This is a genomic window from Thermococcus sp. LS1 (genome assembly GCF_012027395.1).
Taxonomy (GTDB): Archaea; Methanobacteriota_B; Thermococci; order Thermococcales; family Thermococcaceae; genus Thermococcus.
Genome location: NZ_SNUJ01000001.1, coordinates 73756 through 99231, shown reverse-complemented (window position 1 = coordinate 99231; position 25476 = coordinate 73756). Strand labels below are relative to the sequence as shown.

General features: G+C 52.7%; 31 protein-coding genes. 15 read left to right on the top strand and 16 right to left on the bottom strand.

Annotated features, from left to right (window positions below; genetic code table 11):
* The first annotated feature begins 60 nt into the window (after positions 1-60).
* Entirely contained in the window at positions 61-471 is a 411-nt protein-coding gene (locus E3E26_RS00595) for a DUF356 domain-containing protein (protein WP_167899476.1), read from the top strand.
* Positions 472-475: 4 nt separating this feature from the next.
* Here the strand turns inward: E3E26_RS00595 and E3E26_RS00590 are convergent, their stop codons facing one another.
* Positions 476-1009: a multiprotein bridging factor aMBF1 gene (locus tag E3E26_RS00590; protein WP_167899475.1), complete on the bottom strand. Its 534-nt coding sequence runs from the start codon at positions 1007-1009 to the stop codon at positions 476-478.
* Positions 1010-1079: 70 nt separating this feature from the next.
* Between E3E26_RS00590 and E3E26_RS00585 the strand changes: the two genes are divergently transcribed.
* Both E3E26_RS00585 and E3E26_RS00580 read left to right on the top strand, forming a co-directional pair.
* The gene (locus E3E26_RS00585) at positions 1080-1583 is read left to right on the top strand and encodes a GNAT family N-acetyltransferase (RefSeq protein ID WP_167899474.1); all 504 of its coding nucleotides are present in this window, start codon (positions 1080-1082) and stop codon (positions 1581-1583) included.
* Between the two features lie 17 nt (positions 1584-1600).
* Positions 1601-1894: a hypothetical protein gene (locus tag E3E26_RS00580; protein ID WP_167899473.1), complete on the top strand. Its 294-nt coding sequence runs from the start codon at positions 1601-1603 to the stop codon at positions 1892-1894.
* Positions 1895-2008: 114 nt separating this feature from the next.
* On the opposite strand, the gene E3E26_RS00575 is transcribed toward E3E26_RS00580, so the two are convergent.
* The 6 genes from E3E26_RS00575 to E3E26_RS00550 all read right to left on the bottom strand — a co-directional run bounded on the left by E3E26_RS00575 (position 2009) and on the right by E3E26_RS00550 (position 7281).
* The gene (locus E3E26_RS00575; protein WP_167899472.1) at positions 2009-2413 is read right to left on the bottom strand and encodes a Zn-ribbon domain-containing OB-fold protein; all 405 of its coding nucleotides are present in this window, start codon (positions 2411-2413) and stop codon (positions 2009-2011) included.
* A gap of 2 nt (positions 2414-2415) precedes the next feature.
* Entirely contained in the window at positions 2416-3576 is a 1161-nt protein-coding gene (locus tag E3E26_RS00570) for a thiolase domain-containing protein (protein WP_167899471.1), read from the bottom strand.
* Positions 3577-3586: 10 nt separating this feature from the next.
* On the bottom strand, positions 3587-4639 hold the full coding sequence (locus tag E3E26_RS00565) for a hydroxymethylglutaryl-CoA synthase (protein WP_167899470.1): 1053 nt from the start codon (positions 4637-4639) through the stop codon (positions 3587-3589).
* Positions 4640-4830: 191 nt separating this feature from the next.
* Positions 4831-5295, bottom strand: coding sequence for a hypothetical protein (locus E3E26_RS00560; protein ID WP_167899469.1), 465 nt, complete (start codon positions 5293-5295; stop codon positions 4831-4833).
* Positions 5296-5329: 34 nt separating this feature from the next.
* A complete protein-coding gene (locus tag E3E26_RS00555) occupies positions 5330-6010 on the bottom strand; it encodes a fibrillarin-like rRNA/tRNA 2'-O-methyltransferase (protein ID WP_012572261.1) in 681 nt (226 codons plus the stop codon).
* A gap of 5 nt (positions 6011-6015) precedes the next feature.
* On the bottom strand, positions 6016-7281 hold the full coding sequence (locus tag E3E26_RS00550) for a C/D box methylation guide ribonucleoprotein complex aNOP56 subunit (RefSeq protein ID WP_167900058.1): 1266 nt from the start codon (positions 7279-7281) through the stop codon (positions 6016-6018).
* 310 nt (positions 7282-7591) lie between these two features.
* Between E3E26_RS00550 and E3E26_RS00545 the strand changes: the two genes are divergently transcribed.
* Together E3E26_RS00545 and E3E26_RS00540 are read left to right on the top strand one after the other, a co-directional pair.
* Complete coding sequence (locus tag E3E26_RS00545) at positions 7592-8848, top strand: nuclear transport factor 2 family protein (protein WP_167899468.1); 1257 nt, start codon at positions 7592-7594, stop codon at positions 8846-8848.
* Positions 8838-9698, top strand: coding sequence for a hypothetical protein (locus E3E26_RS00540; RefSeq protein ID WP_167899467.1), 861 nt, complete (start codon positions 8838-8840; stop codon positions 9696-9698). The genes E3E26_RS00545 and E3E26_RS00540 overlap by 11 nt, the downstream gene beginning before the upstream one ends.
* Positions 9699-9752: 54 nt before the next feature.
* On the opposite strand, the gene E3E26_RS00535 is transcribed toward E3E26_RS00540, so the two are convergent.
* Positions 9753-10721, bottom strand: coding sequence for a ribose 1,5-bisphosphate isomerase (locus E3E26_RS00535; protein ID WP_012572257.1), 969 nt, complete (start codon positions 10719-10721; stop codon positions 9753-9755).
* 238 nt (positions 10722-10959) lie between these two features.
* Here E3E26_RS00535 and E3E26_RS00530 point away from each other — a divergent pair, with 238 nt between their 5' ends.
* Both E3E26_RS00530 and E3E26_RS00525 read left to right on the top strand, forming a co-directional pair.
* Complete coding sequence (locus tag E3E26_RS00530; RefSeq protein ID WP_167899466.1) at positions 10960-12216, top strand: PLP-dependent aminotransferase family protein; 1257 nt, start codon at positions 10960-10962, stop codon at positions 12214-12216.
* 62 nt (positions 12217-12278) lie between these two features.
* Positions 12279-13112, top strand: a complete 834-nt coding sequence (locus tag E3E26_RS00525; protein WP_167900057.1) for a gamma-glutamyl-gamma-aminobutyrate hydrolase family protein — start codon at positions 12279-12281, stop codon at positions 13110-13112.
* Here E3E26_RS00525 and E3E26_RS00520 read toward each other — a convergent pair.
* Positions 13039-13881 carry a radical SAM protein gene (locus E3E26_RS00520; RefSeq protein WP_167899465.1) on the bottom strand — a complete coding sequence of 281 codons (843 nt, stop codon included), beginning with the start codon at positions 13879-13881 and terminating at the stop codon, positions 13039-13041. The genes E3E26_RS00525 and E3E26_RS00520 overlap by 74 nt on opposite strands.
* A gap of 58 nt (positions 13882-13939) precedes the next feature.
* Here E3E26_RS00520 and E3E26_RS00515 point away from each other — a divergent pair, with 58 nt between their 5' ends.
* From E3E26_RS00515 to E3E26_RS00505, 3 genes are read left to right on the top strand one after another with little or no spacing between them, the layout of a single operon-like run.
* Complete coding sequence (locus tag E3E26_RS00515) at positions 13940-14347, top strand: OsmC family protein (protein ID WP_167900056.1); 408 nt, start codon at positions 13940-13942, stop codon at positions 14345-14347.
* Positions 14348-14388: 41 nt separating this feature from the next.
* Positions 14389-15030, top strand: coding sequence for a neutral amino acid NAAT transporter SnatA (gene snatA / locus E3E26_RS00510; RefSeq protein WP_167899464.1), 642 nt, complete (start codon positions 14389-14391; stop codon positions 15028-15030).
* A 43-nt stretch (positions 15031-15073) separates the two neighbouring features.
* Positions 15074-15355 carry a family 4A encapsulin nanocompartment shell protein gene (locus E3E26_RS00505; RefSeq protein ID WP_167899463.1) on the top strand — a complete coding sequence of 94 codons (282 nt, stop codon included), beginning with the start codon at positions 15074-15076 and terminating at the stop codon, positions 15353-15355.
* Here E3E26_RS00505 and E3E26_RS00500 read toward each other — a convergent pair.
* The 6 genes from E3E26_RS00500 to E3E26_RS00475 form a co-directional block, all read right to left on the bottom strand.
* Complete coding sequence (locus E3E26_RS00500) at positions 15339-16235, bottom strand: triphosphoribosyl-dephospho-CoA synthase (protein ID WP_167899462.1); 897 nt, start codon at positions 16233-16235, stop codon at positions 15339-15341. The two genes, E3E26_RS00505 and E3E26_RS00500, sit on opposite strands and share 17 nt — an antisense overlap.
* Positions 16236-16463, bottom strand: a complete 228-nt coding sequence (locus E3E26_RS00495; RefSeq protein WP_167899461.1) for a hypothetical protein — start codon at positions 16461-16463, stop codon at positions 16236-16238. It abuts the gene before it with no gap.
* Position 16464: 1 nt separating this feature from the next.
* Complete coding sequence (locus E3E26_RS00490) at positions 16465-16893, bottom strand: PspC domain-containing protein (RefSeq protein WP_240911610.1); 429 nt, start codon at positions 16891-16893, stop codon at positions 16465-16467.
* A gap of 42 nt (positions 16894-16935) precedes the next feature.
* Positions 16936-17658 (bottom strand): hypothetical protein, encoded by a 723-nt coding sequence (locus tag E3E26_RS00485; RefSeq protein ID WP_167899460.1) that lies wholly within the window; start codon positions 17656-17658, stop codon positions 16936-16938.
* A 79-nt stretch (positions 17659-17737) separates the two neighbouring features.
* On the bottom strand, positions 17738-18238 hold the full coding sequence (gene pfpI, locus E3E26_RS00480; protein WP_167899459.1) for a deglycase PfpI: 501 nt from the start codon (positions 18236-18238) through the stop codon (positions 17738-17740).
* A 76-nt stretch (positions 18239-18314) separates the two neighbouring features.
* Entirely contained in the window at positions 18315-18767 is a 453-nt protein-coding gene (locus tag E3E26_RS00475; RefSeq protein WP_167900054.1) for an Lrp/AsnC family transcriptional regulator, read from the bottom strand.
* Positions 18768-18885: 118 nt separating this feature from the next.
* Here E3E26_RS00475 and E3E26_RS00470 point away from each other — a divergent pair, with 118 nt between their 5' ends.
* Positions 18886-20052: a GTP-binding protein gene (locus E3E26_RS00470; RefSeq protein WP_167899458.1), complete on the top strand. Its 1167-nt coding sequence runs from the start codon at positions 18886-18888 to the stop codon at positions 20050-20052.
* Positions 20053-20056: 4 nt separating this feature from the next.
* Here E3E26_RS00470 and E3E26_RS00465 read toward each other — a convergent pair whose 3' ends face one another.
* Entirely contained in the window at positions 20057-20542 is a 486-nt protein-coding gene (locus tag E3E26_RS00465; protein WP_167899457.1) for a hypothetical protein, read from the bottom strand.
* Positions 20543-20721: 179 nt separating this feature from the next.
* On the opposite strand from E3E26_RS00465, the gene E3E26_RS00460 reads away from it, so the two are divergent.
* The 4 genes from E3E26_RS00460 to E3E26_RS00445 all read left to right on the top strand — a co-directional run bounded on the left by E3E26_RS00460 (position 20722) and on the right by E3E26_RS00445 (position 25291).
* Complete coding sequence (locus E3E26_RS00460) at positions 20722-20901, top strand: hypothetical protein (RefSeq protein WP_167899456.1); 180 nt, start codon at positions 20722-20724, stop codon at positions 20899-20901.
* On the top strand, positions 20898-22514 hold the full coding sequence (locus E3E26_RS00455; RefSeq protein WP_167899455.1) for a sodium/proline symporter: 1617 nt from the start codon (positions 20898-20900) through the stop codon (positions 22512-22514). The genes E3E26_RS00460 and E3E26_RS00455 overlap by 4 nt, the downstream gene beginning before the upstream one ends.
* 126 nt (positions 22515-22640) lie before the next feature.
* Entirely contained in the window at positions 22641-24125 is a 1485-nt protein-coding gene (locus tag E3E26_RS00450) for an FAD-dependent oxidoreductase (protein ID WP_167899454.1), read from the top strand.
* A gap of 5 nt (positions 24126-24130) precedes the next feature.
* Positions 24131-25291 (top strand): FAD-binding oxidoreductase, encoded by a 1161-nt coding sequence (locus E3E26_RS00445; protein WP_167900053.1) that lies wholly within the window; start codon positions 24131-24133, stop codon positions 25289-25291.
* Positions 25292-25476 lie beyond the last annotated feature (185 nt).

Here is a 25476-nt window from a genome sequence, read left to right as displayed (position 1 = left end):
CGGTAACTAAAAATTGAGAAGGCTTAAAAAGGCTCACGACAAGGACGAATTGGTGAGAACATGAGAAACACGATGGTATTGGTAAGGACCGACAACTTCCAGAAGGCCAGCATAGCACTGGCCGACCTCGTCCGCTACGGCGGCATGAAGATAAGGGGAGACCCGAGGATAATGCCCCCCGCACTCTCTGATTGGGCGTTTGAGAAGATAAGCGGTGAGAAGCCGAGGAAAAAGTTCAGGGCTCACGTGATAGCGCAGATAGATTTGCCTCCAGCTAAGGCCATAGGCAGGCTGATGGACATACACCCACCGGCTCACATCCTGGTTATTCCCCCCGATACAGAGGTCTGGGAGGAGTTAATTCGTATGTGGGGAACCTTCGAGAAGCTCAAAGGCTTCCACCCGCCGAAGAGAACGAAGGCTGAGGAGCTTAAGAAGAAGAGGGAAGAGGAAGAGCTGGAGGAGTTCTGAGCCCTCACTTCTTCCTCTTCCGAATCTTGATGTTGGCTATATCGCCAAGTGTCGGTTCGTAGTCCTTTGGAATTGTGGCCTTCTCCTTAACTTCTTCTTCAACTCTCTCGATGAGGGTTATCTTGAAGTACTTCTCGAGCTTCTTCGCTTCCTTTATCGTGGGCTCACGGTAGCCGTGGGCTATCGCGCGCAGGTCTTTCATCGAAAGGCCAATTTCGTGCGAAAGCTCCTCGTAGCTTTTGCCCGAGCGCTGTATGGCCCTGTAAACCCTCTCAGCGAAGTCCTCGACTATCTCCTCTGTGTAAAGAGGTCTTTCCGTCCTCGGCTTAGGAGCCGGCTTGGGTTTTGGCCGTGAGTAGGTCCTCCTGACTGGCTGCCTGCCTGTGGGCATTATGCTGAAGCCCGCCTTTTTCCTTCCATACTTCTCATAACAGCGGTCGCAGACGAGAACCTCGGCTCCTTCGAGCCTTATCCTGTGACCTGGACCCCTTATGGGCGCGCCGCATATCTCGCAGTACTTCGGCTTAGCCTTTGCCATTTTAATCACCTTCTGACTCCACCTAAAGCTCGGAGCTATCCTTTTTAAACCCCTCGATGAGCTTATATTGATGAGTGAGGTAAGGATAGAGAAGCTGCAAAAGCTCGATCAGGAGACCCTTGAGAGGCTGATAGAGATATACATGAGCGGCTACGAAGGTATGCGAGAGTACGGCGGTGAGGGGGAGAGTTACGCCAAGCGCTACCTCCGCTGGTGCTGGAACAAAGCCAAGGACGGCTTCTTTGTTGCCAAGGTCGGCGACGAGATAGCCGGCTTTATCGTCTGTGACAACGACTGGTACAGCAAGTACGAGGGGAGGACCGTTGGAGCTATCCACGAGTTCGTCGTTGATAAGCGCTTTCAGGGACACGGAATCGGGCACAAGCTGATGGAAAAGTGCCTCGAATACTTGAGCAAGTACAACGACAGGATAGAGCTCTGGGTGGGCGAGAAGAACGAGAAGGCCATGAAATTCTACGAGGACTACGGCTTCAGAAGGGTAGAGCAGAGCGGGATATGGGTTCGAATGGTGAAGGACATTCGAAAGGATGATAAAGGGAAGAGGGAAAGCTAAACTATTGGGTGGATGGGATGCCCTGCATACGTCCGCCAAACCCTGAGAAGGTGGGAAACTTGAACGAGGAGAGTTTTATACGGGAAGGAAAGGGGAAGCTGAAGGTTACGATAGAGAGCGGTGGGGAGAAGCTCGAAACCACGATGAGCGGCTCGCTGAGGAGTGTTGGAGAGATAGCCGAGATGCTCGGCGTCGAGGCCAAGGATGGAAAGCTAGAGGCCGTTGTTGATGGTGTGAAGGTGAAGATGGAGAAAGGCAAACTTGAGCTGGAGTTCGAGAGCGGGGATAGGATGAGGATTGAGAAGAGTTGATACTGTTCCAGATTTCTTTTGTTTGGTTGACTTCGTTTGGATAATGAAGTCACCACTGGCTTGATACATTAATGCCAGAAATTGTTTGGGAAAAATGGTGGAAAAAGAGGCTTCTCACTTAATCGGCGGCCTGAACTTGTAGCCGTAGAGGATTATTCCGTCCTCCTCGAACTCCCTTATCTTCTTGGTGACGACCTCGACCTCCATGCCGAAGTCAATCTCCTCGGGATCGACGTCCGTCAGCTGGGCCAGTACCACCGGTCCCTCCTCGAGCTCGATAAGGGCGAGCGGATAGGGCTTGTAGTACTCGAAGCCGCTCGGCGGGTTCCTAACGATGGTCCAGCTTAGGATCTTGCCCCTACCACTGAGCTCAATCTCCTCGATGTTCCTCGAGCCGCAGACGGGGCAGACGCTCCTCTTCGGGAAGTGAACGTGGCCGTTCTCGCACTTACCGCCGATGAGCCTGTACTTCTCACGGAAGTGCCTCCAGTGCCTCGAAACCTGCATCGGCCTCGCCATTTTCAGACCCTCCTCAGGACGTTAACAGTTATGTTCGAGCCGGTTCCACCTATGTTCTGGGTCAGACCCACTTCAGCATCGGGTACCTGGCTCGGCGCTTCTCCGCGCAGCTGGAGAACCGCTTCGACTGTCTGGTAAACGCCGGTCGCTCCGACTGGGTGTCCTCTGGCCTTTAGTCCACCCATGGTCTGTATCGGATAATCAGCGTCGATGGCTATCTGACCCTCCTTCGCGAGCTTTGCTCCCTCGCCTTTCTTGGCAACGCCGAGAGCTTCTAGGCTGAGGGCGGCCATAACTGTGAACGCATCATGAACCTCGAAGAAGTCTATATCCTTTGGTTCGACGCCTGCCATCTTGTATGCCCTCTGAGCGGCTACCCTTGCAGCTTTGAGGTCAAGAAGATCCTCTCTGTTGGCGAGGTTTATGGTGTCGATGGCCCTTCCTATTCCGGCGACCTCGACCCACTTCTCCTTAGGAACACCGAGCTCCTTCGCTTTCTCCGGTGTGGTGATTATCAGGGCCGCGGCACCGTCGCAGACAGGGGACGCGTCAAAGAGCTTGAGCGGGTCAGCAATGTATGGGCTCTTGAGGACGGTCTCAACCTTTATCGGCCTCTTGAACATCGCGTAGGGGTTCTTAGCGCCGTTGGCGTGAGCGTTAACGGCGAATAAAGCCAAGTCCTCCTCGGTGTAGCCATAGGTCTTCATGTAATAGCGCATGATGAGCGCGTTAAGGGCGACGAAGCTGGCCCCGTGGAAGAGCTCCCACTCGGCGTCGGCGGCGTAAGCCAAGTAGCGGGTGGCGTCGCTTGGCCAGGCATCGGTCATCTTCTCAACGCCGACGACGGCAACTACATCCTCGAGACCACTCAGAACGGCCTTAACTCCTTCCTGGACGGCGGCACCGCCACTGGCACAGGCTGCCTCAATCTTAACGGCGGGGATGTTTCCCAAGCCAGCCCAGTCGGCTATGAGCGCTCCGAGGTTCTCCTGCTCGACGAATGATCCTGAGACCATGTTTCCAACGTAAAGGGAGTCAACCCTGTCGATTCCAGCGTCGTCCATAGCCTTGAGAACCGCCTCAACGGCCAGATCGCGAAGGGCAAGCTTCCAGTGTTCCCCAACGGGGGTCATTCCGACACCGATTATGACGGCCTTCTTCATTTCAACCACCTCACATTATGTACTTCCTTCTCGCCTTCGCATAGAGGGCGTAGTCGATGTACTTCTTCCTGTTCACGTAGTCCATAGTCTTCGGCGCGAGGTCGCGCTTCTCCTCTATGGCGTCCTGTACGACGATGCTGAAGGCATCGCTTCCTGCTCCAGAACCGAAGGAGACCCACAGAATCCTGTCGCCAGGCTTGGCGATATCGAGAACGGCGGAAATGCCTACCATAGTCGCGCCGCTGTAGGTGTTTCCTATGATTCCGGTGAGCAGTCCTGGGAGTATCTTCTCTTTGGGGATTCCAAGAATCTTGCCGACGGTAAGCGGGAACTTAACGTTAGGCTGGTGGAAGACGGCATAGTCGAAGTCGTTGACGGTTAAACCAAGCTCCTCCATCAGGGTCTTGGCGGCGTTGACTATGTGGTGGAAGTATGCCGGCTCCCCGGTGAACCTGTTTCCGTGCCTCGGGTAGTGCTCGTGCTGGCGCCTCCAGAAGTCCGGAGTGTCGGTGACGTAGGAGTAGCTTCCCTCAAAATACGCAACGGTCTCGGAGCTCTTCTCGCCAACTATGAAAGCGGCACCTCCAGCGCCGGCGGTGAACTCGAGGTGGTCACCGGGCCTTCCCTGGGCGGTGTCGGCACCGATGGCCATGGCATAGTCGGCCATTCCTGAGCCGACGAAACCGATGGCGGTCTGAAGTGCCTCGGTTCCAGCCTTACAGGCGAACTCGAAGTCGGCGGTGCTGACGTCTGGCGTAGCGCCGATGGCTTCAGCTATTACAGTTCCGGTGGGCTTAACGGCGTAGGGCTTGGACTCCGAGCCAAACCACACCGCCCTGATGAGCTTTGGATCTATCCTCGCCCTTTTGAGGGCGTTTCTCGCTGCCTCAATTCCAATTGTGAGTGCATCCTCGTCAAGACCTGGAACGGCTTTCTCCTCGATCGGGAAGCTCGAAACTCCCCAGACCCTTCCTATCTCTTCGGCTTTGATTCTATACCTTGGAACGTAGGCACCGTAGCCGACGATACCGACGTCCTTGACGGGCTTCAGGAGCTTTCTCATGGGGCATCACCTACAAAAGTTGAACGTAACTCCGCCTAAGGTTGAGACGGGAGTTATAAAAGTCTTTCGGTGAAAGTGAAAGGCTTTTTCGACGATTGGCGATACCAGGTGAAGCTCATCTGAATTCAACCGAGTCTCCAAGTGACAAGAATTCCAGAAAATGTTGTCGTTTCTGGATACTGCCGATCCCTTTAAGTTCTATTTTCCTTCGCTTTATCTCTCACCGTTATTGCCTTCTCTCTTATGCTGTCATCCATTATCGCATCCACGACTTCATCAATGTTATCAAAAGCAAGGTAGTATCTTTTCCCGTTTGTGTCCTCTATGAGCAGGCCGGAATCCGAGACCGCGTAGGAGTCGACATACCCGTATGCGCCCTTGTAGAGGCCCAGTCGGTACCTCCCAAAGGCAAGCCCGTTGAGCCTGACCTCAAGCGTCTCTCTGCAGTTCGTCCTCCAAAACTCCTTCACAGGTATCTGGATGTTTTTCTTCTTCGTCTCCACAGAAATGATCTTACGTCCGCCATCATGCCTAACGACAACCCTGCGGGGAACGTACTCATCGAGGTAGAGCTTTATCTTGATGGCCACAAAAGAAACAATGAGCAGAAATGGCGCCAGTACCACCAATAGAGGGATCGCCGAGTCAAAAACCATCCCGGCACCCCCATGCTCAAAAGTAAAGAGAGACTCAAGGCTTCCTGACCACGAACAGCGCGTGGTCCTTCTCGTAGGGCTCAAGCGAAAGCCTCTCGACGACCTCGAAGTAGGTTGCAAGCTCCTTCTCGACCTCCTTGAAGACCTGCTCCGGTTCCTTGGTGACGTCAATGCTCCTGCTCTTGACGGATATCATTCCGTAGCCGCCGCTCTTGAGGAAGACCTTTGCGTTGTCGATGAGTATCTTCGCCTGCGTAGGCTGGGCGACGTCCTCGAAGATGACGTCCACCTTGGGAACCAGCGCGCGATAACCTTCTGGCTTCGTTGCATCGCCGAGTATCGGAACTATGTTCCTTCTCTCCTCGACTATCGGAACGAGCTCCCTGAGGACGCGCGGCGAGAACTCCACTCCAAAGACCTTGCCCTCCCAGCCGACTATGTCGCTGACGTGAGATGCAGTAGTTCCGCTCGCTACACCGAGGTAGAGCACGGTTGAGCCCGGCTTAATCGGGAAGTGCTTGAGGCCATTGAGTATGGCCGCGCCGAGCTTTGACCTCCTCGGGTTCCAGACCCTGTACTCCTCGCCCTCAAACTTGATCAGCCTCTCGCCGTAGACCTTCTGGCCGGGGACGAGGTTCTTGGTGGCTATCTTCTCGCTCCCGTCCTCATCGATGAAGACGTAAACGCCCGGGAACTTGTGCTTTTTAATCTTCATTCAAATCACCTCTTGCCACCCTTCTTTTTCTTCTTTCCACCCTTTTTACCCTCGCCTTTTCCTTTCTTCTTTTCCTTGCCCCTGAACTTCTCCTTGCCCTTCTTCTTGAACTTCTTCTCCTTCTTTTTCTTCTCTGGCTTGGCCTTCCTCTTGGGTGGGTTCGGGTACTTTTCCTTGATCTCCTTTATCCTCTGCTCCAACTCCTGCTTGAGCTCTTCAGCGATGTATTCGCCGGAGAAGTAGTCGACTCTGGCAGCTATGGCAAGCTTGCCGGCGAGAGCCCTTGCTATCTTACCCCTCTGCCACCACGGTGAGCGGTTTATGGCGGGATACTGGAATATGACACCGTGCTTCGGCGGCTTGGCACCGGTTCTGAGGTGCCTGAAGAGCGCCTTCTCGGCACCGAGAACCTGTATGGTCGATGCCGGCATCATGGCGAGTTCCTTGAGGCCTCCAGCGAGGCTGAGTAGCCTGGCACCGAGCTTCGCACCAACGAGGGCCTTGAGGTTCGGGGCGACCTCGTCCATGGCAGTCTCGAGGTAGTCCTCTATCTGCTCCCTCAGCTTATAGAGGTCGCTTATCTCGCTGGCGAGCTTCTGGATTATGTCGCTATCGAACTTGCCGAGCGGGGCGCCCATGGAGCTCTCGGCGGCCTTGACTATCTTTTCGATCTTTCCATCGGGAAGGCCAAGCTCCCTGAGCTTCTCCTCGGTGACGTTTTCCCTCGGTCCTATGGTCTTGACGAAGGCAACGTACTGCTGATGCTTGGGCAGAATCTCGTCCAGCTCCGGGAGGTGGAGGCTGTACCACTCCCTGAGGCGGGAAACTAGGAGGTTGATGACTTTGTCAATGTCATCAAGCGCCTCAATGGCCTGGATTATCATCTTATCTCTCGCACCGCTCTGTTCCTGTATGCGGAGCCTTGTCAGGGCCACACCGACGCTGAAGTACTCCTCAAACCAGTTCTCGCCCAAAAACTCCTCCGGGTTTGAACGGAGCTTTTCACCGGCTATGTTGGGGAACTCAGCAGTAACATTGTATCCGAGCTCCTTTAAAGCCCTGCTCAGCTCCGAGTCCTCGACTACGAACTCGTCGTAGCCCCTGCTTTCAAGCTCTTTGAGGAACGAAAGGAGCTCGTCGCTCGACTCGCCCTTCAAAAGCCTGTCAAGGCTCACTTCTGGCTTTCCCGAGAAGACCTTCTGGTCGATGAGATTACCGCTCTCGTCAAAGGCGTAGATGCCCCTGACGTTCTCAGCAAGGTACGCTTTCATTATCATCACCCTCTCAGTTTTTTGTCTCCGAAGTATAAAAGGGTTAGGCGTTTTAAACCCTTGCGTGTGGTTCGTTTAATATCATCCCTGTGTTTTGAAAGGACATAACCGAATGGCCAAAGTCTGATCGTTTGATTCCTTCTATTATGAAGGATGTTGATTCATCTTGAGTGAGTTCGTGTTTGTTCAATAATTTAGAATTCTTATCTAAATAACTTGGTTTTATACTACTTTATCATTCCTGATGATAGAAATGTTTAAATATTTTGACGTTTCATTGTGCACTGCTATTTTCCCGGAGGTGCAGGTCATGAACTGGAAGGCCCCTGCAGTATTACTTATCGGACTTTTCTTGTTAGGGGGGATCGTGACGGCAGCACCAGTTGACAAGCCAGAAGCAGTACCTCTAGCGACAGTCAAAGCACTGGCAGTCAGGGAACTTCACAAGTTCCCGGAATTCAACGGGGCAGTCCCAACCAACCCAACACCCCTCTACTTCCCCGATGGTAGATTAGCCGCTTATGAGTTCAGAATGGTCAAGAATGGAAAAACCATCGGCTACATAATCGTCTCTGCCAACAGGAATTTGCCGCCGGCAATTCTCGAAGCGGGCTTTGGGGAAAAGACCCCAAGCGACTTGATGAAAGAACTTGCGGTGAGGAAAGGAGCGAAAAACTACCGCTTTGCCTACCTTGGAGGGCTAAGCTATGGGTTACTAATAGGAGACAAATTAATGGACATAAAGGGGAGGGAGTACAAAAAGCCAAGCAGGTACACTCTCTCACTGGAAGTTGAGGCCACCAAGAACCAAAAAGAGTGGAAATCAATAGAATCCATAGTACTTACAACACCGAAATACCCGATTACTCCACTGGCAACAATAACGTCTGAGAAGATAATCTACGGCGTTCCAGCATGGACCGATACAGATCCAGGAGGAGCATCAGATACAGATTCAAACCTTGGGCCAGCCCCGGATCCCTGGGGAGATGACGACGCATGCGCTCCAATCGCAGGTTCTATGGTTGTGGGTTATTACGAGCCTCAATATCGTACTGACTGGTATCGGGAGGCCATAATAGATATCCTCCATGACCTTATGCACACTGATTACTGTGGGAACACTGCTCCCGATGACATTGGGCCTGGTCTTGAAGCATTTTACCAAGACGCCATTCGCCGCTACTGGGAAGGGGAACTGGCTGATCCTCCACATTGCTCATATCAAGTTTATTGGTACGAGAATCCAGATCCCTCCTGGTTGTTTGGCAAATTGAAGTATGAGGTTGACAACAACAGACCAGGATTATTTAGAACATTTCAGGCGTATTTAGAGGAAAGTGGTAAATGGATAACATGGCCTCATGTAATGTCCTTTACAGGATACCGAATTTACAGCAACGGGTACGAATACCTACAAGTCCACACGGGAGCAAGAAATTATGAGGCATTAAGCGTGGACTGGATTTTGGTAGGGAACTGGCAAAACGCGGATTTATACGTAATATACCCAACATGCATAAGCGGGCCAGAACCATTATCCGGGGGTGATACAGTTGAACGGTAGAACTATCACAAAACTGCTCATACTTTCCATTATTTTACTTTTTCTTGCGGTGGTGTTGTATTCCAAAATGCCCATCCGAGAGACAGAACAGGATGAAGGTTCAAAGAATTGCCTCCTAACTTCGAACGTATCCTACTGGCCCTCGATGCCTGTGGTAACTGTTCACCGTTATCTACCAAACGGGTCAGTTGTAGAGTACGAGGAGAGCTTTACCCCGTGGCCCCATGGAGATAAGGGCTTTTACGTGATCGAAGACTGGGCTGAGGAACTGGGGATAAGCCCACCGTGCTACATCACCAAGGCTACAGGAAAGGCAGTGCTGGAAGCGGAAGGGAAAGCTGGCTATGGTCTATTCCTTCGGTGGAGAGTCAAAAACGACGGGAACTCTTGGAGCGATTTGAAAAGGGTGGACAAACGAAAAGAGACCGCTGTCTCCGCGGGTTCAGTGAGAATAGCAGTTTACACGATACCGATATCCAACGGAAGCTGGAAAATCGAGGCAGGTGAGCTCTTGGAGAACCCTTACTGGTTCAACAGCACTGGTGGAGGACGGTTCGTTTCCACTTGGTTCAACGGAACTTGTACCTGTAAGCCCGAGGAAATTTTAAAGGCCACTCTTAATAAAATCAAATTCTCTGGCTTCAAAGAAAAGGAACATGTGGAAATCTTAGAAACAGAGGCATTAAAACCCATGTATTCAGCTTTTTTCGTTAGAGACAGTCAGTACCTCTACGTGGAATTTGCCCAAGTGAAGGGCATGGATCTCGTCAGAGTCCTCATGATAATGGGCGATGAGGAAGTCGTGAAGGCATATGCCGAAGCGTTCACCGCAGGAAGCGTCGGAGGTTAAAGCCTTTCATTTTTCACCATCAAATGACGAGAAATAAAGAGACAAGGAAAAACCTCAGTCCTCCCAGGGCTCGGTGTACTTGAGGGCCCAGCCGAACTCCTCCTTGAGGATGTCGATTGCTGCGCTCGGTGGAATAACTCCGCGCTCGGTTATTATGACATCCACGTACTCCGGTGGAGTAACGTCGAAAGCTGGGTTCCAGACCTCGATGTTCTTTGGCCAGGTTTCCAGTTCTTCCTTTGGAATGACCTCGTAGGGGTCGCGCATCTCAATCTCGACGAGCTGGCCGAGCATGGTCTCCGGATGGAACTTGTAAGTCTCGGCCGCTATCATCGTCCATACCCTGTGCTCCTTGGCAGTCAGCGCTATGAGGGCAGTTCCGATCTTGTTTATAACCGCACCGTTCACGGTGATGCTGTCCGCGCCCATGACGACCTTGTCCGTCATCTTCATGTAGTGCCTGGCCGCAGAATCAACGACATATATGACCGGAATGCCGTAGCTGGCAAGCTCCTTCGCCGTTATTTTGCCCTGCCACTTGGGCCTCGTCTCCGTGACGATGACCTTTATGTCCTTGCCCTGCTCCCAGGCGGTCTTCATGACACTTATAGCTGCCTTGCTGTGGCAGTGGGTCATTATGACGTCGCCGTCCTCTATGCGCTTGGCACCAAATTCTCCAATCCTCACAACGGCGTTCTCGGAGTTGTGGATGAACTCTTTAGCCGCGTTGATGACGACGAACTTTAGCTGGTCGAGGTCGGCTCCTCCTGCGTAGGCCACCTTTCCGCGGTGCATGACGTAACGGAGCGCATTCGGCAGAGAGACTGCCGTCGGCCTCGTCTCGAAGAGAATCTTTGCCGCCTGCTTCATCTCGCTCCAGAACTCGTCAACGTTGGTCGCTTTGCTCTGCTCGGCCTGGACCTGGAGTGCGTAGGCGGCCGAGCGGGCTATCTTCCCGGCTCCCCTAATCTCCATGTTCTTAATCTTCTCCGCTATTTCGAGCACTTCTTTTACTACCGCCATCGCTCTCACCCCTTACCGGTAAATTCACATTATGTCTAGGGGGTTTATAGAACTTTTCGTGTTCACTGGTGAAGCCTTATGTTCTTTGATGTTCACAAACAGGCTCAAAAAGGCTCCTTTACAAAAGTAAAGGGCTCTAACGACCATTGCAGAAAGATTTATAACCAATCGCCGCTACCCTTACGTGTATAGAATTGGTGACGCGCTCAAAAGTGTTCATTGAATGGGGGGAACGGAAGTGGAGGAAAAACTCATGCGGAAGCTGAGTTCTGGTTCACTGGATTTTGAGACTTACTTCTCTAACAAGGCTCAGGAAATGAAGGCCTCGGAGATTAGAGAGCTCCTCAAGCTCGTCGAGACATCAGATGTTATTTCGCTCGCCGGCGGCCTTCCAGCCCCGGAGACATTCCCTGTGGAGACGATCAAGAAGATAACCGCCGAGATACTTACCACTCATGCAGATAAGGCCCTCCAGTACGGAACGACCAAGGGCTTCACACCGCTCCGCCTTGCTCTCGCGGAGTGGATGGAAAAGCGCTACGGTATCCCAACGAGCAAAGTCGAGATAATGATGGTCGCTGGAAGCCAGCAAGCCCTTGATCTCATTGGAAGGGTCTTCATAAACCCCGGCGACATAGTCGTCGTTGAGGGTCCAACCTATCTGGCTGCTCTCAACGCCTTCAAGTACTACGAGCCGGAATTCGTCTCAATTCCAATGGACGACGATGGTATGATGGTTGACCTCCTCGAGGAGAAGCTCAAGAAGCTCAACGCCGAGGGCAAGAGGATCAAGTTCGTCTACACCGTCTCGACGTTCCAGAACCCGATGGGTGTTACGATGAGCCTCGACAGGAGGAAGAAGCTCATAGAACTGGCCCAGGAGTATGACTTCCTCATCGTTGAGGACAGCCCGTACAGCGAGCTCCGCTACTCCGGAGAGCCGATTCCGCCTATTAAGCACTTTGACGACGAGGGAAGGGTTATCTATCTTGGCACCTTCTCGAAGATATTTGCTCCAGGCTTCAGGCTGGGATGGATAGCAGCCCACCCGCACTTCATCAGGAAGATGGAGATAGCCAAACAGGCCGTTGACCTCTGTGCCAACCCATTCGGTCAGGTCATCGCCTGGAAGTACGTTGCTGACGGCCACCTCGACGAGCACATTCCGAAGGTTATAGAGTTCTACAAGCCGAGAAGAGATGCGATGCTCGAGGCCCTCGAGGAGTACATGCCGGAGGGCGTTAAGTGGACCAAGCCGGACGGAGGAATGTTCATCTGGGTTACCCTCCCTGAGGGCATCGACACCAAGCTCATGATGGAGAAGGCCGTTGCCAAGGGTGTCGCCTACGTTCCGGGTGAGGCATTCTTTGCCCACAGGGACGTCAAGAACACCATGCGCTTGAACTTTACCTATGTCCCAGAAGAGAAGATACGTGAGGGCGTTAAGAGGCTCGCAGAGGTCATAGAGGAGGAAATGAAGGCCCTTAAGGGCTGATTTCATCCTTTTCCGTAAACCTTTTTATACTCCCTTCTTCAACTTCTTTTCAGGTGGTCGCTATGAAGCCTTTGATAGGTATAATCGGTCAGATAGACCATTCCAGAAACCGTCTTTTTCTCGATAAAATGCACGTGGAAAAGGTGATTAAAGCCGGGGGCATTCCTGCGGTTTTCACTGCGGATTCCTCTCCGGAGGAGGTTCTGGAGCACGCCGACGGAATCCTCCTCATTGAGGGCCCCGACGTTCATCCCCATTTCTACGGTGAGGATCCATCGAGTTTCATCAAATATGTGGATGTGGAGAGGGACGAATTTGAGATATGCCTTGTAAAAAAAGCGATTGAGAAAGGTGTGCCAATTCTGGGCATCGGCCGTGGAATGCACGTTATAAACGTTGCCCTGGGTGGAACTCTGTATCAGGATCTAACGGAGATTCCTAAAGCCATCAAGCACGACTGGGATCTGAAGCTTATCGGTCCGACCCAGCGCGTCCATGGAGTAAGGATAAAGATGAGCTCGAAGCTCTATGAGATTCTCAAGGACAAGCTCAACATAGAGGGTACCAACGAGGTCTATCTGCGCGTCAACAGCTTCCACCACCAGGCCATCAAGCGGGTCGGTGAGGGAATAAAGCCCGTTGCCTACGCCGTTGACGGTCTCATCGAGGCGATCGAGGCAGAAGAGAGCTTTGTGATTGGCGTCCAGTGGCAGGCGGAGCATTTGCCCGAAATGGAGCCGCTCTTCGAGGCTTTTGTACTGGCTGCTGCAGAATACCGGGCCAAGAAGCGGGAGATGGAGAGACTGGAGATAGAGGCTGAAGTCAGAGAGGAACTAGATGAGAACCGTCGCAGCTCGGATACGACCGATAACCTTCCCGACACGAGCCAAACGTAATACCCCTCTCGGTTATTTTTCTCTCCGCCTCTTGAAGGATCTTTATTCTAAGCTCCCGCGGAAGGTAGTAATACCCCCCTATCCTCTCACCCTTTTCATAGAGCGGCCACAGCTTTTCCATGAGCTCCGGGAACTTCGCAAACATCCTTCTCTTTGAATCGATTCTCAGCTTGAGCGTCGAGACGGTTATGTGATTAACGAAGCTCAGCGCATTGAGGGTCTTATCGAAGTCTCCCCAGGTGTAAAACGGGATTATCGGATCTATGCGCGCGTAAACTGGGATTCCCTCGCTTTTAGCCTTTTTGAGGACTCTAATTCTGTCTTTAGGTGCGGGTGCGTTCGGCTCCAGGAGCTTTGCCTTTCTCTCGTCTACGGTGGTCACGGTTATCCCAACGGCGCACTTGAGCTCCTTCAGGATATCGAGGTCACGCTCGAAGACGTCCGACTTCGTGAGGAGCAAACAGCGGATGTCGTATCTCTTGAAAAGCTCGAGAACCTTCCTCGTTATTCCGAGCTCACGCTCTATGGTTGGATAGGGGTCGGAAGAGTATGAGAGCGCTATGATGTACCTTCTGTCGAACTTTCTCAGTTCTTTCTCGAGCTTTGGTAAAAGTCCCTCCTTTATCCTCACACGAAAGGCGTGGGGGATGTAGCTCGTTATGTAGCAGTAAACGCAGGCATGATCGCAACCGGTGTAGACGTTCAGTGTGTACTTAAAGGGGCATGTGCAGAGCTTTGCCTTCCATGGGTCGAAGGGCCGTATATACATATTTGTGCCTACGAAAAGGCCTTAAAAGAAATTGTGTTTACTTTTATGGGTGAAAAATATGGGGGACGAGGTTAAAGGCCGGGTGGAGTGGTTCAAGGACTATCAGTTCATCGGAAGGATAGAGAGCGATAGCTGCTCCGTCATCCTTGGCGAGGGTGGTATAAGCCCCATGAAGCTTCTCCTTCTGAGCGTTGCTGGCTGCACCGCCTATGATGTGGTTATGATACTCCAGAAGATGCGCGAGCCGATTGAGGGCCTGGAAGTCGAAATCAGCGGTGAGAGAAGGGAGGAGCACCCGAGGATATACAAGAAGGTTCACCTCCATTACAAAATTTACGGTGACGTGAGCGAGGAGAAAGCCAAACGCGCGATAGAGCTGAGTCAGGACAAATACTGCTCCGCCTCGGCCCACATAAAGCTCAGTGGAGCGGAGCTTACGTACTCCTTCGAGATTATCAAGAGTTAGTTTTTTAAACTTCTTTTCTCTCAGCCGCCGCGGGTGGTAAAGTGATAGAGCTCCTCAAGTACTTCGTCATACTCTACGGCGGCCTCTTTGCGATAACGAATCCCGTTGGAGCAGTGCCAGTCTTCCTGGGCGTCACTCACGACCTTTCATGGAGCGAGAGAAGAGAGATAGCGAGGAAAACTGCCATAACGGTAGTGGTAACGCTCGTAACCTTCGCCCTCATCGGCCAGTGGATATTCTGGTTCTTCGGCTCGAGCATAGATGCCTTCGCCATAGCCGGCGGTATTCTACTCTTCCGCATGGCGATGGATATGCTCTCGGGAAGTCTCTCCTCGATCAAGATAAGCAGGGAGGAAACGGAGGAGTTCGACGAGGAAGTGGTAACCCTTGAGGAGGTTGCGATAATTCCTCTCGCCATCCCGCTGATTTCAGGTCCGGGCGCGATAACGACGGTGATGATCTACACCGCCAAGAGCGTGAGCCTTCCGGAGAAAGCGACGGTCATAGCCAGCATAATGGCAATAGGTCTCACGGTATGGCTCGTCCTGTGCTCGGCCAACAGAATCAAAACCAAACTCGGAAGGGTCGGAATCAAGGTCATGACAAGGATGATGGGTCTGATACTAACGTCTATGGCCGTCCAGATGATAATAAACGGCATAAAGGGCGCCTTCGGCCTCTGAGGAAGACTTTTAAGCCCCTTCTCCAAATTCTTTCGGTGGTTGTATGAGGGGAGATTTGATCAGGGTTCTAAGCCTGATTGAGGAGAAGGCCAACGAGCTAAAGCTCGACGGCTACGAGCCCGATGTCGTTCTTGTCGGCTTCGAAGCTTACGAATTCATAAAAGGACAGGTGAACGAGGAGTTCGGCGGTGAGGAGGAAGTCCTCGAGCTTTCGGGATTAAAGCTCCGCATCCTCGACGAACTCGGAAAGGACGCGGTTGTTGTTGACAGTAAGGCTCTGGGCTTTGGGCTCGGCGGGGCAAAGAGGTTCAGGGTTCTGGAGTGAAACGGTAGCCCCTTAAGATGAGGAGGCTCAACGCTACTGCCATTACGTCCGCCAGACTTCCGGGGTTCCTTAAGTCCTTCTTTTCCCTCATAAAGGAGTCGAACTCCCCGAGCGTAAGCTTCCCTTCCAGGACTTCCCTCGCCTTTCTCTGGACGAGCTTTGCCTCCTCTATGCCCGCTTTTCTGATGATGAGCGTGTCGAGGTTGCCCGCCAAAAGCTCCAGAAAAGCCGTTTGAACTGCTTCCTCGAGCGATTTCTCTCTGACGAGTTCGTAAAGCCTCGCGAAGGTACTGTAGCTGAGCTCGTACTGGTTGAGCCACTCGCAGAATATCAGTTCCCTCTCGCAGCTCATCTCGGCGAGCCTTGCTAGGTTTATTCCGTCCTGGAAGAGCTCCCTGAAGGAATCGTTGCTGTAAACGTCGTACTTAACGCCGCTGGGGATGCCTTTCGGGTTGGCTATCCTTATTGCACGGTAGAGCTCCATAGTATCCCTCACGGTGGATTCCTCGATGAGGAGCTTCACCTTCTCCCTGGCATCGAGCATGTTCCTGCCCATGGACAAGGCAATCATCAGTGGAATGGAGAGGGTTATTATGCCGAAGTTGGGATTGGCGTTCTGTGCCTCCTTCGCGTTCTGAACTGCTCTTTTGATCAGCTCGCCGATTCCTGCCTCACTCGGCAGGAGGGCTCCTTTCCTGAGGAGCTCACCGACCTTAACGGCCTCGTAGTAGATGTCTATAACGGCAGTTTCAGCGAAGAGAAAGTGGTAAAAGGTCAGATCCTCGAAGTCCCTAAAGCGATTCACGTTGCCGGGCTTCGGGATAGCTGCTTCAAGGAGCGGGCCGAGGGTGAAGGCCTTTATGATCCTCCACCGCTCCATTCAGACCACCAGATAGAGGAGCAGATAGATGAGGTAGAGGACCAGTACAACCCTCCTCGCGGTTCTCTTTGTCAGCATGTAGAGGCCGAAGGCTACCAGCGTAACGCCCCAGAAGGCACCCTTTATCGCCCCAGCGTAGGGCTGGAGCCAGGCTATGAAAGCTGGATTGAACTGCTTCAGCAGGAGGACAAGCCCAAGGAAAACGAAGATTATTCCGAGCGTTCTCATTTCAATCACCCTTCGTCAGCAGTATTATGCCTATCACCAAGAGAGCTGCCGCGAGGAGCGTCGTTCCTCCAACGGGGCCGATTATCAGGGGGAAGAACGGCTTTGCTATAAGGGCCGCGCCGATTACTATCAGTATTACCGCGAGGGGTTTGGTGTTGTCGTTCCTTGAAAAGACCTCGTTGATACTCTTTCCGGTCTCGTCCGCCAGTTCGTTGAGCCTCTCCTCGATGGGCTTCTCCTCGCCCCCCTCCTCGGGCAGGACGAGGGCAAGCAGGAAGTAGAGCAGGACCATCGCGAAGGGGTTGAATACCAGCAGGACGACAAAGATAATCCTGAGGAGCGTCGGGTCTACTTCAAGGTGCTCGGCTATCCCCCCAATAACCCCGAGGAAGACCCTGTTCTCCTTTGAGCGCATCAGCTTCTTCACCATTTCTCCTCACCGGTTGTAAGAAAGGGGAAGGGGCTTAAAAAGTCATCCCTTGATGCTCACATCACCGACCACATTGGAAATCGAAACGACTATTGTGCCGTTGTTCCCGCCTGCTGTGTTCTTAACGTTTCCCAGCACATCCTCGGCGTTTAGGGCCACACTAAAGTCCGGCGGGACGATTACTAGGATATCGCCTACCACATTGTTGATGCTCACATGGTCGTTCGCGTGGAGAGTTATACCTCCAACTGCGTTCTCGATCGTGTACCCCGCCCAGCTCTCGCCATCGAAATCGCCAACGACGTGCCTCACTGTTATCCTCTTGACTCCTGCCGAGATCAGGAAGTCCCCGACGGCGTCCCTCATGCCCAGGTACTCGAGCTCTCCACTAACTTCTACCACAACGGTGCCGTTCTTGTAGTCGTTGCAGATGTTCCTTTTGCCGGTAATGCTCTCTTTAATCGGGCAGTACACTTCGAGGACGCCGTTTTCAAAGCTAACGTTTATTGGAAGGTTGCTCTTGACCACGAGGCCGCTCACGTTTGCCTTGACCACGTATACATCTCCCACGGTGCTCCTGACAACAAGAGAGGACGCATTGAACTTTCCAAACTCGACGAGTGCTCCGGCGGTCTTTTTTGGGGTTATACCTCTGATCTCAATGTCGCCGTGGAGCGCTAAGGCTAACGTCACCGCCGCACCCACAAGAACTGCCACGAGGATTAATACTAGGAGTGCACCGAGAGTCCCGCCTCGCCTTTTCATGGCTTGCACCTATGAAAAATCTCATCACTTTTCTGTATAAGGCTTATGCCGGAGAAAAGTTAACAAGAAAAGTTGGAGCTCAGCGGAGGAGCTTCACAAACTCCCTCATCCAGGCGTGCAGGTCGCCTGGGTGCCTTGAGCTGACCCAGTTGCCGTCGACGACTACCTCTGCGTCGATCCATTCTGCTCCAGCGTTTATCACATCATCCCTGATGGTTATCGTGCTGGTTCCCTTCCTGCCTTTAAGGACTTTGGCGGAGATGAGTATCTGTGGCCCGTGGCATACGCTCGCGACCGGCTTGCCTTTCTCGAACATCCTCTTGGTTATCATAACCGCCTTCTCGTTGAGCCTGACTATCTCCGGGGCCTTCCCACCGGGAAGAACGAGGGCATCGAACTCATCAGGATCAACCTCGTCAAAAGCTAAGTCGACGTTTACGGTGTAACCGTGCTTTCCGGTTATCTTGCCCCTCTGGAAACTGGCGACGTAAACCTCGTGGCCTTCTTCTTTAATCCGGTGGAGCGGGTATATCAGCTCCAGATCCTCAAAACCATCCGCGCTCAGAAACAGTACCTTCATAGAAACACCCCCATATTAACGCTCAGAGAGAAATAGAAATGGGACACTTATAAGCTTTTGTGGACAAAAATGGGCATTAGAGCGGAAGTTCCGTCGTCTCTTTGTGGACCTTGAGCACGACCATGGTGTGGGTCGCCTCAACGCCCTCGATTTCACCGATGGTGTCGAGGAACTCGTTGAGCTCCTCGCTTCCACTTGTTCTTATCTTCACGAGCATGTCGTAGTCGCCGGTGGTCTCATAGATTTCGATTATCTCCGGGTACTGCTTAAGCTCCTGGGCGACGTAGGAGTACTTGCCGGCCTTGGACTTTATGAGTATAAACGCGAGAATCCTGAAGCCAAGGGAATCCGGGTCGAGAATGACGGTGAACTTCTTTATGATGCCTTTCTCTTTCAGCTTCTTTATCCTTTCATAAACGGTCGATTCGGCCAGATTGACCTCCTTGGAGATCTCCCGCAGGGGCGTTCTGCTGTTCTTTTGGAGTATGGCGAGAATCTTTTTGTCTATTTTGTCCAAACCCATTCGCATGAGCATCACCGCCTGTAAAAAATTTTCGGAAGATTATATAAACTTGCCGATTTTCGAGAACCATACTTTTATAAAACGCCATCCGCTCTTTAATCCAGAGGCTTCTGGAGGGTCAGCCATGCCAACCAACGTAACAGCGGAGTACCTAGCAGCGGAGGAAGAATACCGGAACGCCAAGACGATTCCAGAGAAGATTCGGGCCCTCGAGAAAATGTACTCCACCGTTCCCAAGCACAAGGGAACGGAGAAGCTCAGGCTCCAGATAAAGCGAAAGCTAGCTGAGCTGAGGAAGGAGCTTGAAAAGCAGAGGCAGGTTCAGAAGAAAGGTGGAGGCTACTCCTTCAGCGTTAGGAAGGAAGGTGCTGCTCAGATAGTCCTGGCTGGCCTTCCGAATGTAGGAAAGTCCTCCCTCATGAAGGCGCTGACAAACGTTGATATCGACGTTGCTGATTATGCCTTCACTACAGTCGAGCCCATCCCTGGAATGATGCATCACAAGGATGTTCAGATACAGCTCGTTGAGGTGCCCGGCCTCGTCGAGGGTGCCGCCCTCGGAAAGGGCATGGGGCCTCAGCTCCTGAGCGTTATAAGGAACGCCGATGCTATAGCCATCGTCGTTGATCTCTCTCAGGATCCCGTAAAGCAGATGGAAATCCTCCTGCGGGAGTTCGAGAGGGCGGGAATAAAACTCAACAAGCGCCGCCCGAGGGTCGAGATAAAGAGGACAGCGAGCGGTGGAATAATCATCAACGGTCAGGAGAACATAAAGGGCGAGGTAAGCGAAGTCATGAAGATGCTCCGCGAGGAGAGGATTCACTCCGCTGAGATAACCGTCAAAGAGCCTGTGACTTTGGAGGAGTTCGCCGATGCGCTCGACGAGAGCCTCGTCTGGAGAAGGGCGATAATCATCGCCAACAAGGGCGACGCCCCTGGAAGCAAAGAGAACTACGAGAGGCTCGTTCAGGCTTACGGAGACAGATTCAGAATCATACCCGTCTCCGCGAGAAAGAAGATAAACCTCGACAAGCTCAAGGACGAGCTGTACGAGCTGGCCGGAATAATAAGGGTCTTCACGAAGAGTCCCGGGGAAGAGCCGGCCTATCCTCCGGTACCGCTCAAGAAGGGCTCAACGGTTATGGATTTGGCGGAAAGAATCCACAAGGACTTTGCCAAGAACTTCCGATACGCTCGTGTCTGGGGTAAGAGTGTCAAGTTCCCGGGCCAGAGGGTTGGGGCCGACCACGTGCTGGAGGATGGGGACATAGTGGAGATTCACGCGAGATGAGCTCTCACCGGCACCAGAGCCCTTTGCACGTTCTTTCCTTGGTTCCGGTTAAATCCTTCAGCTTAAATTCATTTCCGTTCAGGCTGTCCATCACAAAGGTCTCTCCACCTTTTTTAAACACCCAGAAGACCTTGTAGGCCTGCTCTTCTCTGATTATCTCAATTCTCGGCAGCCACCAGGATATGACCCTCGAGTTTCCCCAGGTTATGGCACTCTCGAAGGCTTTGAATCTGGCCTCTTCGTAGTCCACCAGCGGTTCCATTACCTGCCTCTCGTCGACGTTCCACTCGTAGAGCTCTATGAAGCCGTCTCCCCTCTCGGCACCGAGCCGGTAGAGATCAACGTAGGCGTAGTAGTCAAAAACCCTGTCGCTCCTTCCAAGGCGCTTGTAGAAAAGCCTGAGGTGGAATATGTAGTATGGATACAGCACGAAATCCGTGTTTGAGCCATCCTCTGGTTTGAATATTGGTCTCATGACCTTGACTTTCATATCTCAACCCCAACATTTTATACCTCAACTCTTATTAACTGTTGCCCCGAAGCTTGTTGCTCTTTCTGAACATTGCATTTCATTTTTGGAATTGTTAAACCAATACATTTATATTTGCAAATGCCCATAATGGGGACTGATGCCCTTTAATTCACACTGGTGTATTGAGGTGGTACAAAATGGGCCTTAGTGGTGCAGCCTGGGCAACCCTACTGGTTCCGACTTTTTTGGCTATTTTGACAATGCTGGTCTACGGCTACTGGGACAGAATAACCGGCAAGGAGTACTACGTCGACGATGAGATTCTGGCCTACGACGAAGACCTTATGGTAGAACTTAGGAAGGAGGGTAAGGCATGAACGGCGGGATACTCTTTGGTTTTCTGGTCTATCTCGCCCTCCTGGCTTACATCGGCTGGTGGGCCAACAAGTACACCAAGACTGAGGAGCAGTACTTCGTCGGAGGTAGGAGAGTCCACGTTTTGGCCGCAACCCTGAGCGACAAGGCGAGCGACTTCTCCGGTTGGCTGATGCTCGGATATCCTGGAGCGGCCTTCAAGAGCGGTCTTGGAGCCTTCTGGGCAGCGATAGGCTGCCTCTTCGGAACGCTGGCTGACTACCTCCTCATAGGGCCGAGGCTCAGAATCTACGCGGGCAAATTCAGGGCAATAACGGTACCGGACTACCTGGAGGCCAGACTCAAAGATGACACCAAGATGATAAGGATTCTCAGCGCGCTGATAATCATAATCTTCATGACTGCCTACGTTGCCGCTCAGTTCACCGCGGGCGGTAAGACCTTTGCGGAGGGCTTCGGAATAAGCGACAACGCGGGAATACTGATAACCGTCATAATCCTGACGGCTTACGTTATTACCGGTGGATTCTTTGCCGTTGTTTGGACCGACGTCGTTCAGGCGCTCTTTATGTTGCTGACGCTGATAATCGTCCCGTTCCTGGCTCTGGCCAAGATAGGCGGTCTCGACAAGGCGACGGAAATAATAGGACAGGTGGACCCAAACAAGCTCCATCCCTTCGGAGGGGCCACCGGCTGGGCGGCGATAATCTTTGCCATCGGTTACGCTTCATGGATAGTCGGCTACCTCGGTCAGCCGCACATAGTCACCCGTTATATGAGTGTTGAAGACCCGAGGAAGCTCAGGAGGCCGGGAATATTTATCAGCGGCACCTGGACTATAATCGTCCTCTGGGGAGCATTCTTCGCTGGATTCCTCGGCTTCGCTATGTATCAGGCAGGCATCCTTCAGGTCAGCGATCCTGAGAAGGTAATACCAGCCATGGCTGTTGAGCTGATGCCCAGCTGGCTGGCCGGATTCGTCATCGCGGGCATAATCTCTGCAGTTATGAGTACGGCGGATTCACAGCTGCTGGTTGCCTCCTCAGCTATCGCGAGGGACTTCTACCACAAGGTTCTCGGAAAAGAGCTCGGAAAGAAGCAGATGGTCAACATCTCTAGGGTTGTCGTCGCCGCCGTTGCCCTCGTCGGCCTCTGGTTCGCAATAAGCGGTCCGAAAATTATCTACCAGATGGTTGCAACGGCATGGGGAGGTCTCGCTGTAGGCTTTGGCCCAATTCTGACGCTCAGCCTCTGGTGGAAGAAAGTAACCAAGGAGGGCGGAATAGTTGGCATGGCCTACGGTCTGGTCAGTGAGGTTCTGCTTGAGGCCAAGATATATGGCTGGGCCTTCCACCCGGACGCTCCGGGCTTCTTCGGAACCATCGGCGGCTGGTTCAACGGCGTCCCAGTGTTCTTCATCAACTTCTTCGTGGCACTGCTGGTGATTATAATCGTTAGCCTCCTCACCAAGCCGCCGGAGGACGTCGTCAGGCTCCATGAGGAGATATTCAAGAAGGTGCCCATCGAGAAGGGCGGCAAAACCGTCATGGAAACCAGAACCAAGAGCCAGCTCGAGAACGTCGCCGAGTTCGTCCTCACGAAGGGCCTTGCCTGACGTTTCCTCCTCTTTTCTCCTATTTGTTTAACCAATGGTTTTAGACCCTTTTTGGTCAACCTAACGTTTATAAGCATTGATGTATATTGAAGAACGTTCGTTTCGTAAAATCTTTGGGGTGGGAGCATGAGACCGCTCGACCTGACGGAAAAAGACCCTTCTAGGAGAATCACGATTTACTTTGAGGGGAAACCTCTCGAGGCTTATGAAGGTGAAAAGCTCACTGTTGCCCTTCTGGCTAACGGCATCTACTGGCTTACCACCAGCACAGAGGGGAGAAAGAGAGGGGCCTTTACGTTCGGCCCCGTTCCGATGGTCGTCAACGGCGTGAAGAACATCAACGGCAGAAAAACGGTTGTAAAGGATGGCATGAGAATAGAGCGTCAGAACTATGGGGATTTTCAGGAGACTGTTGAGATAGACAAGAGCAAGCCCGTAACGAGACAGGTCGTTGATGTGGCCGTTATAGGTGCTGGCCCCGCCGGAATAGGGGCAGCACTTGAGCTTCAGGAGCATCTGACGGTCGCCCTCATTGAGGAGCGCGGCTGGCTCGGCGGAGACATGTGGCTCAGGGGCCTCCCACAGGAAGGTTTTGATGGTGAGCCCAAGGCGGTCATAAAGTCACTCGTTGCCCAATTCAATGAGAACGTTCGCGTTTTCAGGAAGACGATAGCATTGGGAATCTTCGACAAGGGGGAGTACTTCCTGGTTCCCATCGTTAAGGGGGACCGGCTTATAGAACTCATGGCGAGACGCGTTGTTTTGGCCGTTGGAGCAGTTGGCAATATTCTCCTCTTTGAGAACAACGACATTCCGGGCGTTTTCAGGCGCGACTTTGCCCTTGAGGTCATGAACGTCTGGGGTGTCGCTCCCGGCAAAAAAGTCGCAGTCGTTGGAAGCAGGCCCGAGGACATCGTTCCTGAGCTCGAGAGGTGGGACATTGAGTACATCGTCGTCCCAAACCCGAAGCGCGTTGAAGGAACGGAAAAGGTTGAAAAGCTGATAGACATGAACGGCAACGTTTACGAGGTTGACGCTGTGATAGTTTCCGACGGCAGGAGGCCGGACATAAACCCGATAACCCAGGCCGGCGGAAAGCTTCGCTTTAAGAGGGGCTACTACATGCCAGTTCTCGACTCCCAGCACAGAATAAGGGATGGCATCTACGTCGCTGGAAGCGCCGTCAGCATAAAGCCCCACTATGCCAACTACCTCGAGGGCAGACTCGTTGGGGCATACATCCTTGAGGAGTTCGGCTACGAGGCCCAGCCGTGCGTTTATGAGGAGAAGCTGAAGGAGTACGAGCCTGAGGCTATCACCATCCACAGGATAGAGTTCGACTCCTTTAATCTGGAGGACGTCCAGATATGTGGCTGCGACGTCTCGCTGAAGAAGGTCGATGACGTGGTGAGAAGTGGCATAACAGACCTTCAGATAATCAAGCGCCTTACCCACCTGGCCATGGGCTTTTGCCAAGGTCGCTTCTGCCTCTTTAACGGCGCGGTGGTGGTTTCTCAGAGGGCCAACCTGGACATGGCGAGGATTGACCTGCCGGTCGCGAGACCGCCGCTCAAGAACGTGAAGATGAAGGTTACCGCCGCTGGGGGATGATGGCCATGCCGACGAAAGAACTTCCCGAAAGAAGCGAAATCGTTATCATCGGCGGGGGAATAATAGGTGTGACCCTCGCCCACGAGCTAGCTAAACGCGGTGAGGAGGTCACCGTCATAGAGAAGCGCTTCATAGGCTCAGGCTCGACCTTCCGCTGTGGAACTGGCATAAGGCAGCAGTTCAACGACGAGGCCAACGTTCAGGTCATGAAGCGCTCCGTCGAGCTCTGGAAGCGTTATAGTGAAGAGTACGGCTTCTCCTTCGAGCAGACCGGCTATCTCTTCCTGCTCTACGACGATGATGAGGTCAAGGAGTTCAAGAGGAACATAGCCATCCAGAACCGCTTCGGCGTCCCGACGAGGCTCATAACTCCAGAAGAGGCGAAGGAGATAGTCCCGCTCCTTGACATAAGTGAGGTCATAGCGGCATCGTGGAACCCCACTGATGGAAAGGCCGATCCCTTCTACTCAACCGCTGCATTTGCCCTCAACGCCGAGCGCTTTGGGGCTAAGCTGGTTGAGTACACGGAGGTCAAGGATTTCATCATCGAGAACGGTGAGATAAAGGGTCTCAAGACCAACAGGGGAGTTATCAAGACGGGCATCGTCGTTAACGCCACCAACGCCTGGGCCAAGCTCATCAACGCGATGGCCGGGATAAAGACCCAGGTTCCGATAGAACCCTACAAGCACCAAGCGGTGATAACCCAGCCCATAAGGAAGGGAGCGATTAAGCCGATGGTCATCTCCTTCAAGTACGGGCACGCTTATCTCACCCAGACCAGTCACGGTGGCGTTGTTGGAGGCGTCGGCTACGAGCTGGGACCGACCTACGACCTCAATCCGACCTACGAGTTCCTCCGTGAGGTCAGCTACTACTTCACCAAGATAATCCCGGCCCTGAGGGAGCTCCTTATACTCAGAACATGGGCGGGCTACTACGCTAAAACGCCTGATAGCAACCCTGCCATAGGGAAAATCGAGGAGCTGAGCGATTACTACATTGCCGCTGGCTTTTCCGGTCACGGTTTCATGATGGCGCCGGCTGTGGCGGAGATGGTCGCCGATTTGATAACCAAAGGGATAACGAACCTTCCAGTCGAGTGGTACGACCCATACAGATTTGAGCGCGGTGAGCTCCGCGGAGAAGCGCTGCAGATGGGATAAGTTTTTCTTTCTCTCATTCTCGGGAGAAAAAGCTCCCTCTTCTTTCTTCTGGAGAGGGTCATCGTGGAACTCTCCAAGGGATTTTTAGCGAGAACCATCGGAAATCGGGCACTTGATGACAAAGTGGGGGTAACCCCCGCGAAGCCCGCCTGTGAAGGTCCGCAACTGGGCGAAAGGGCTAAATA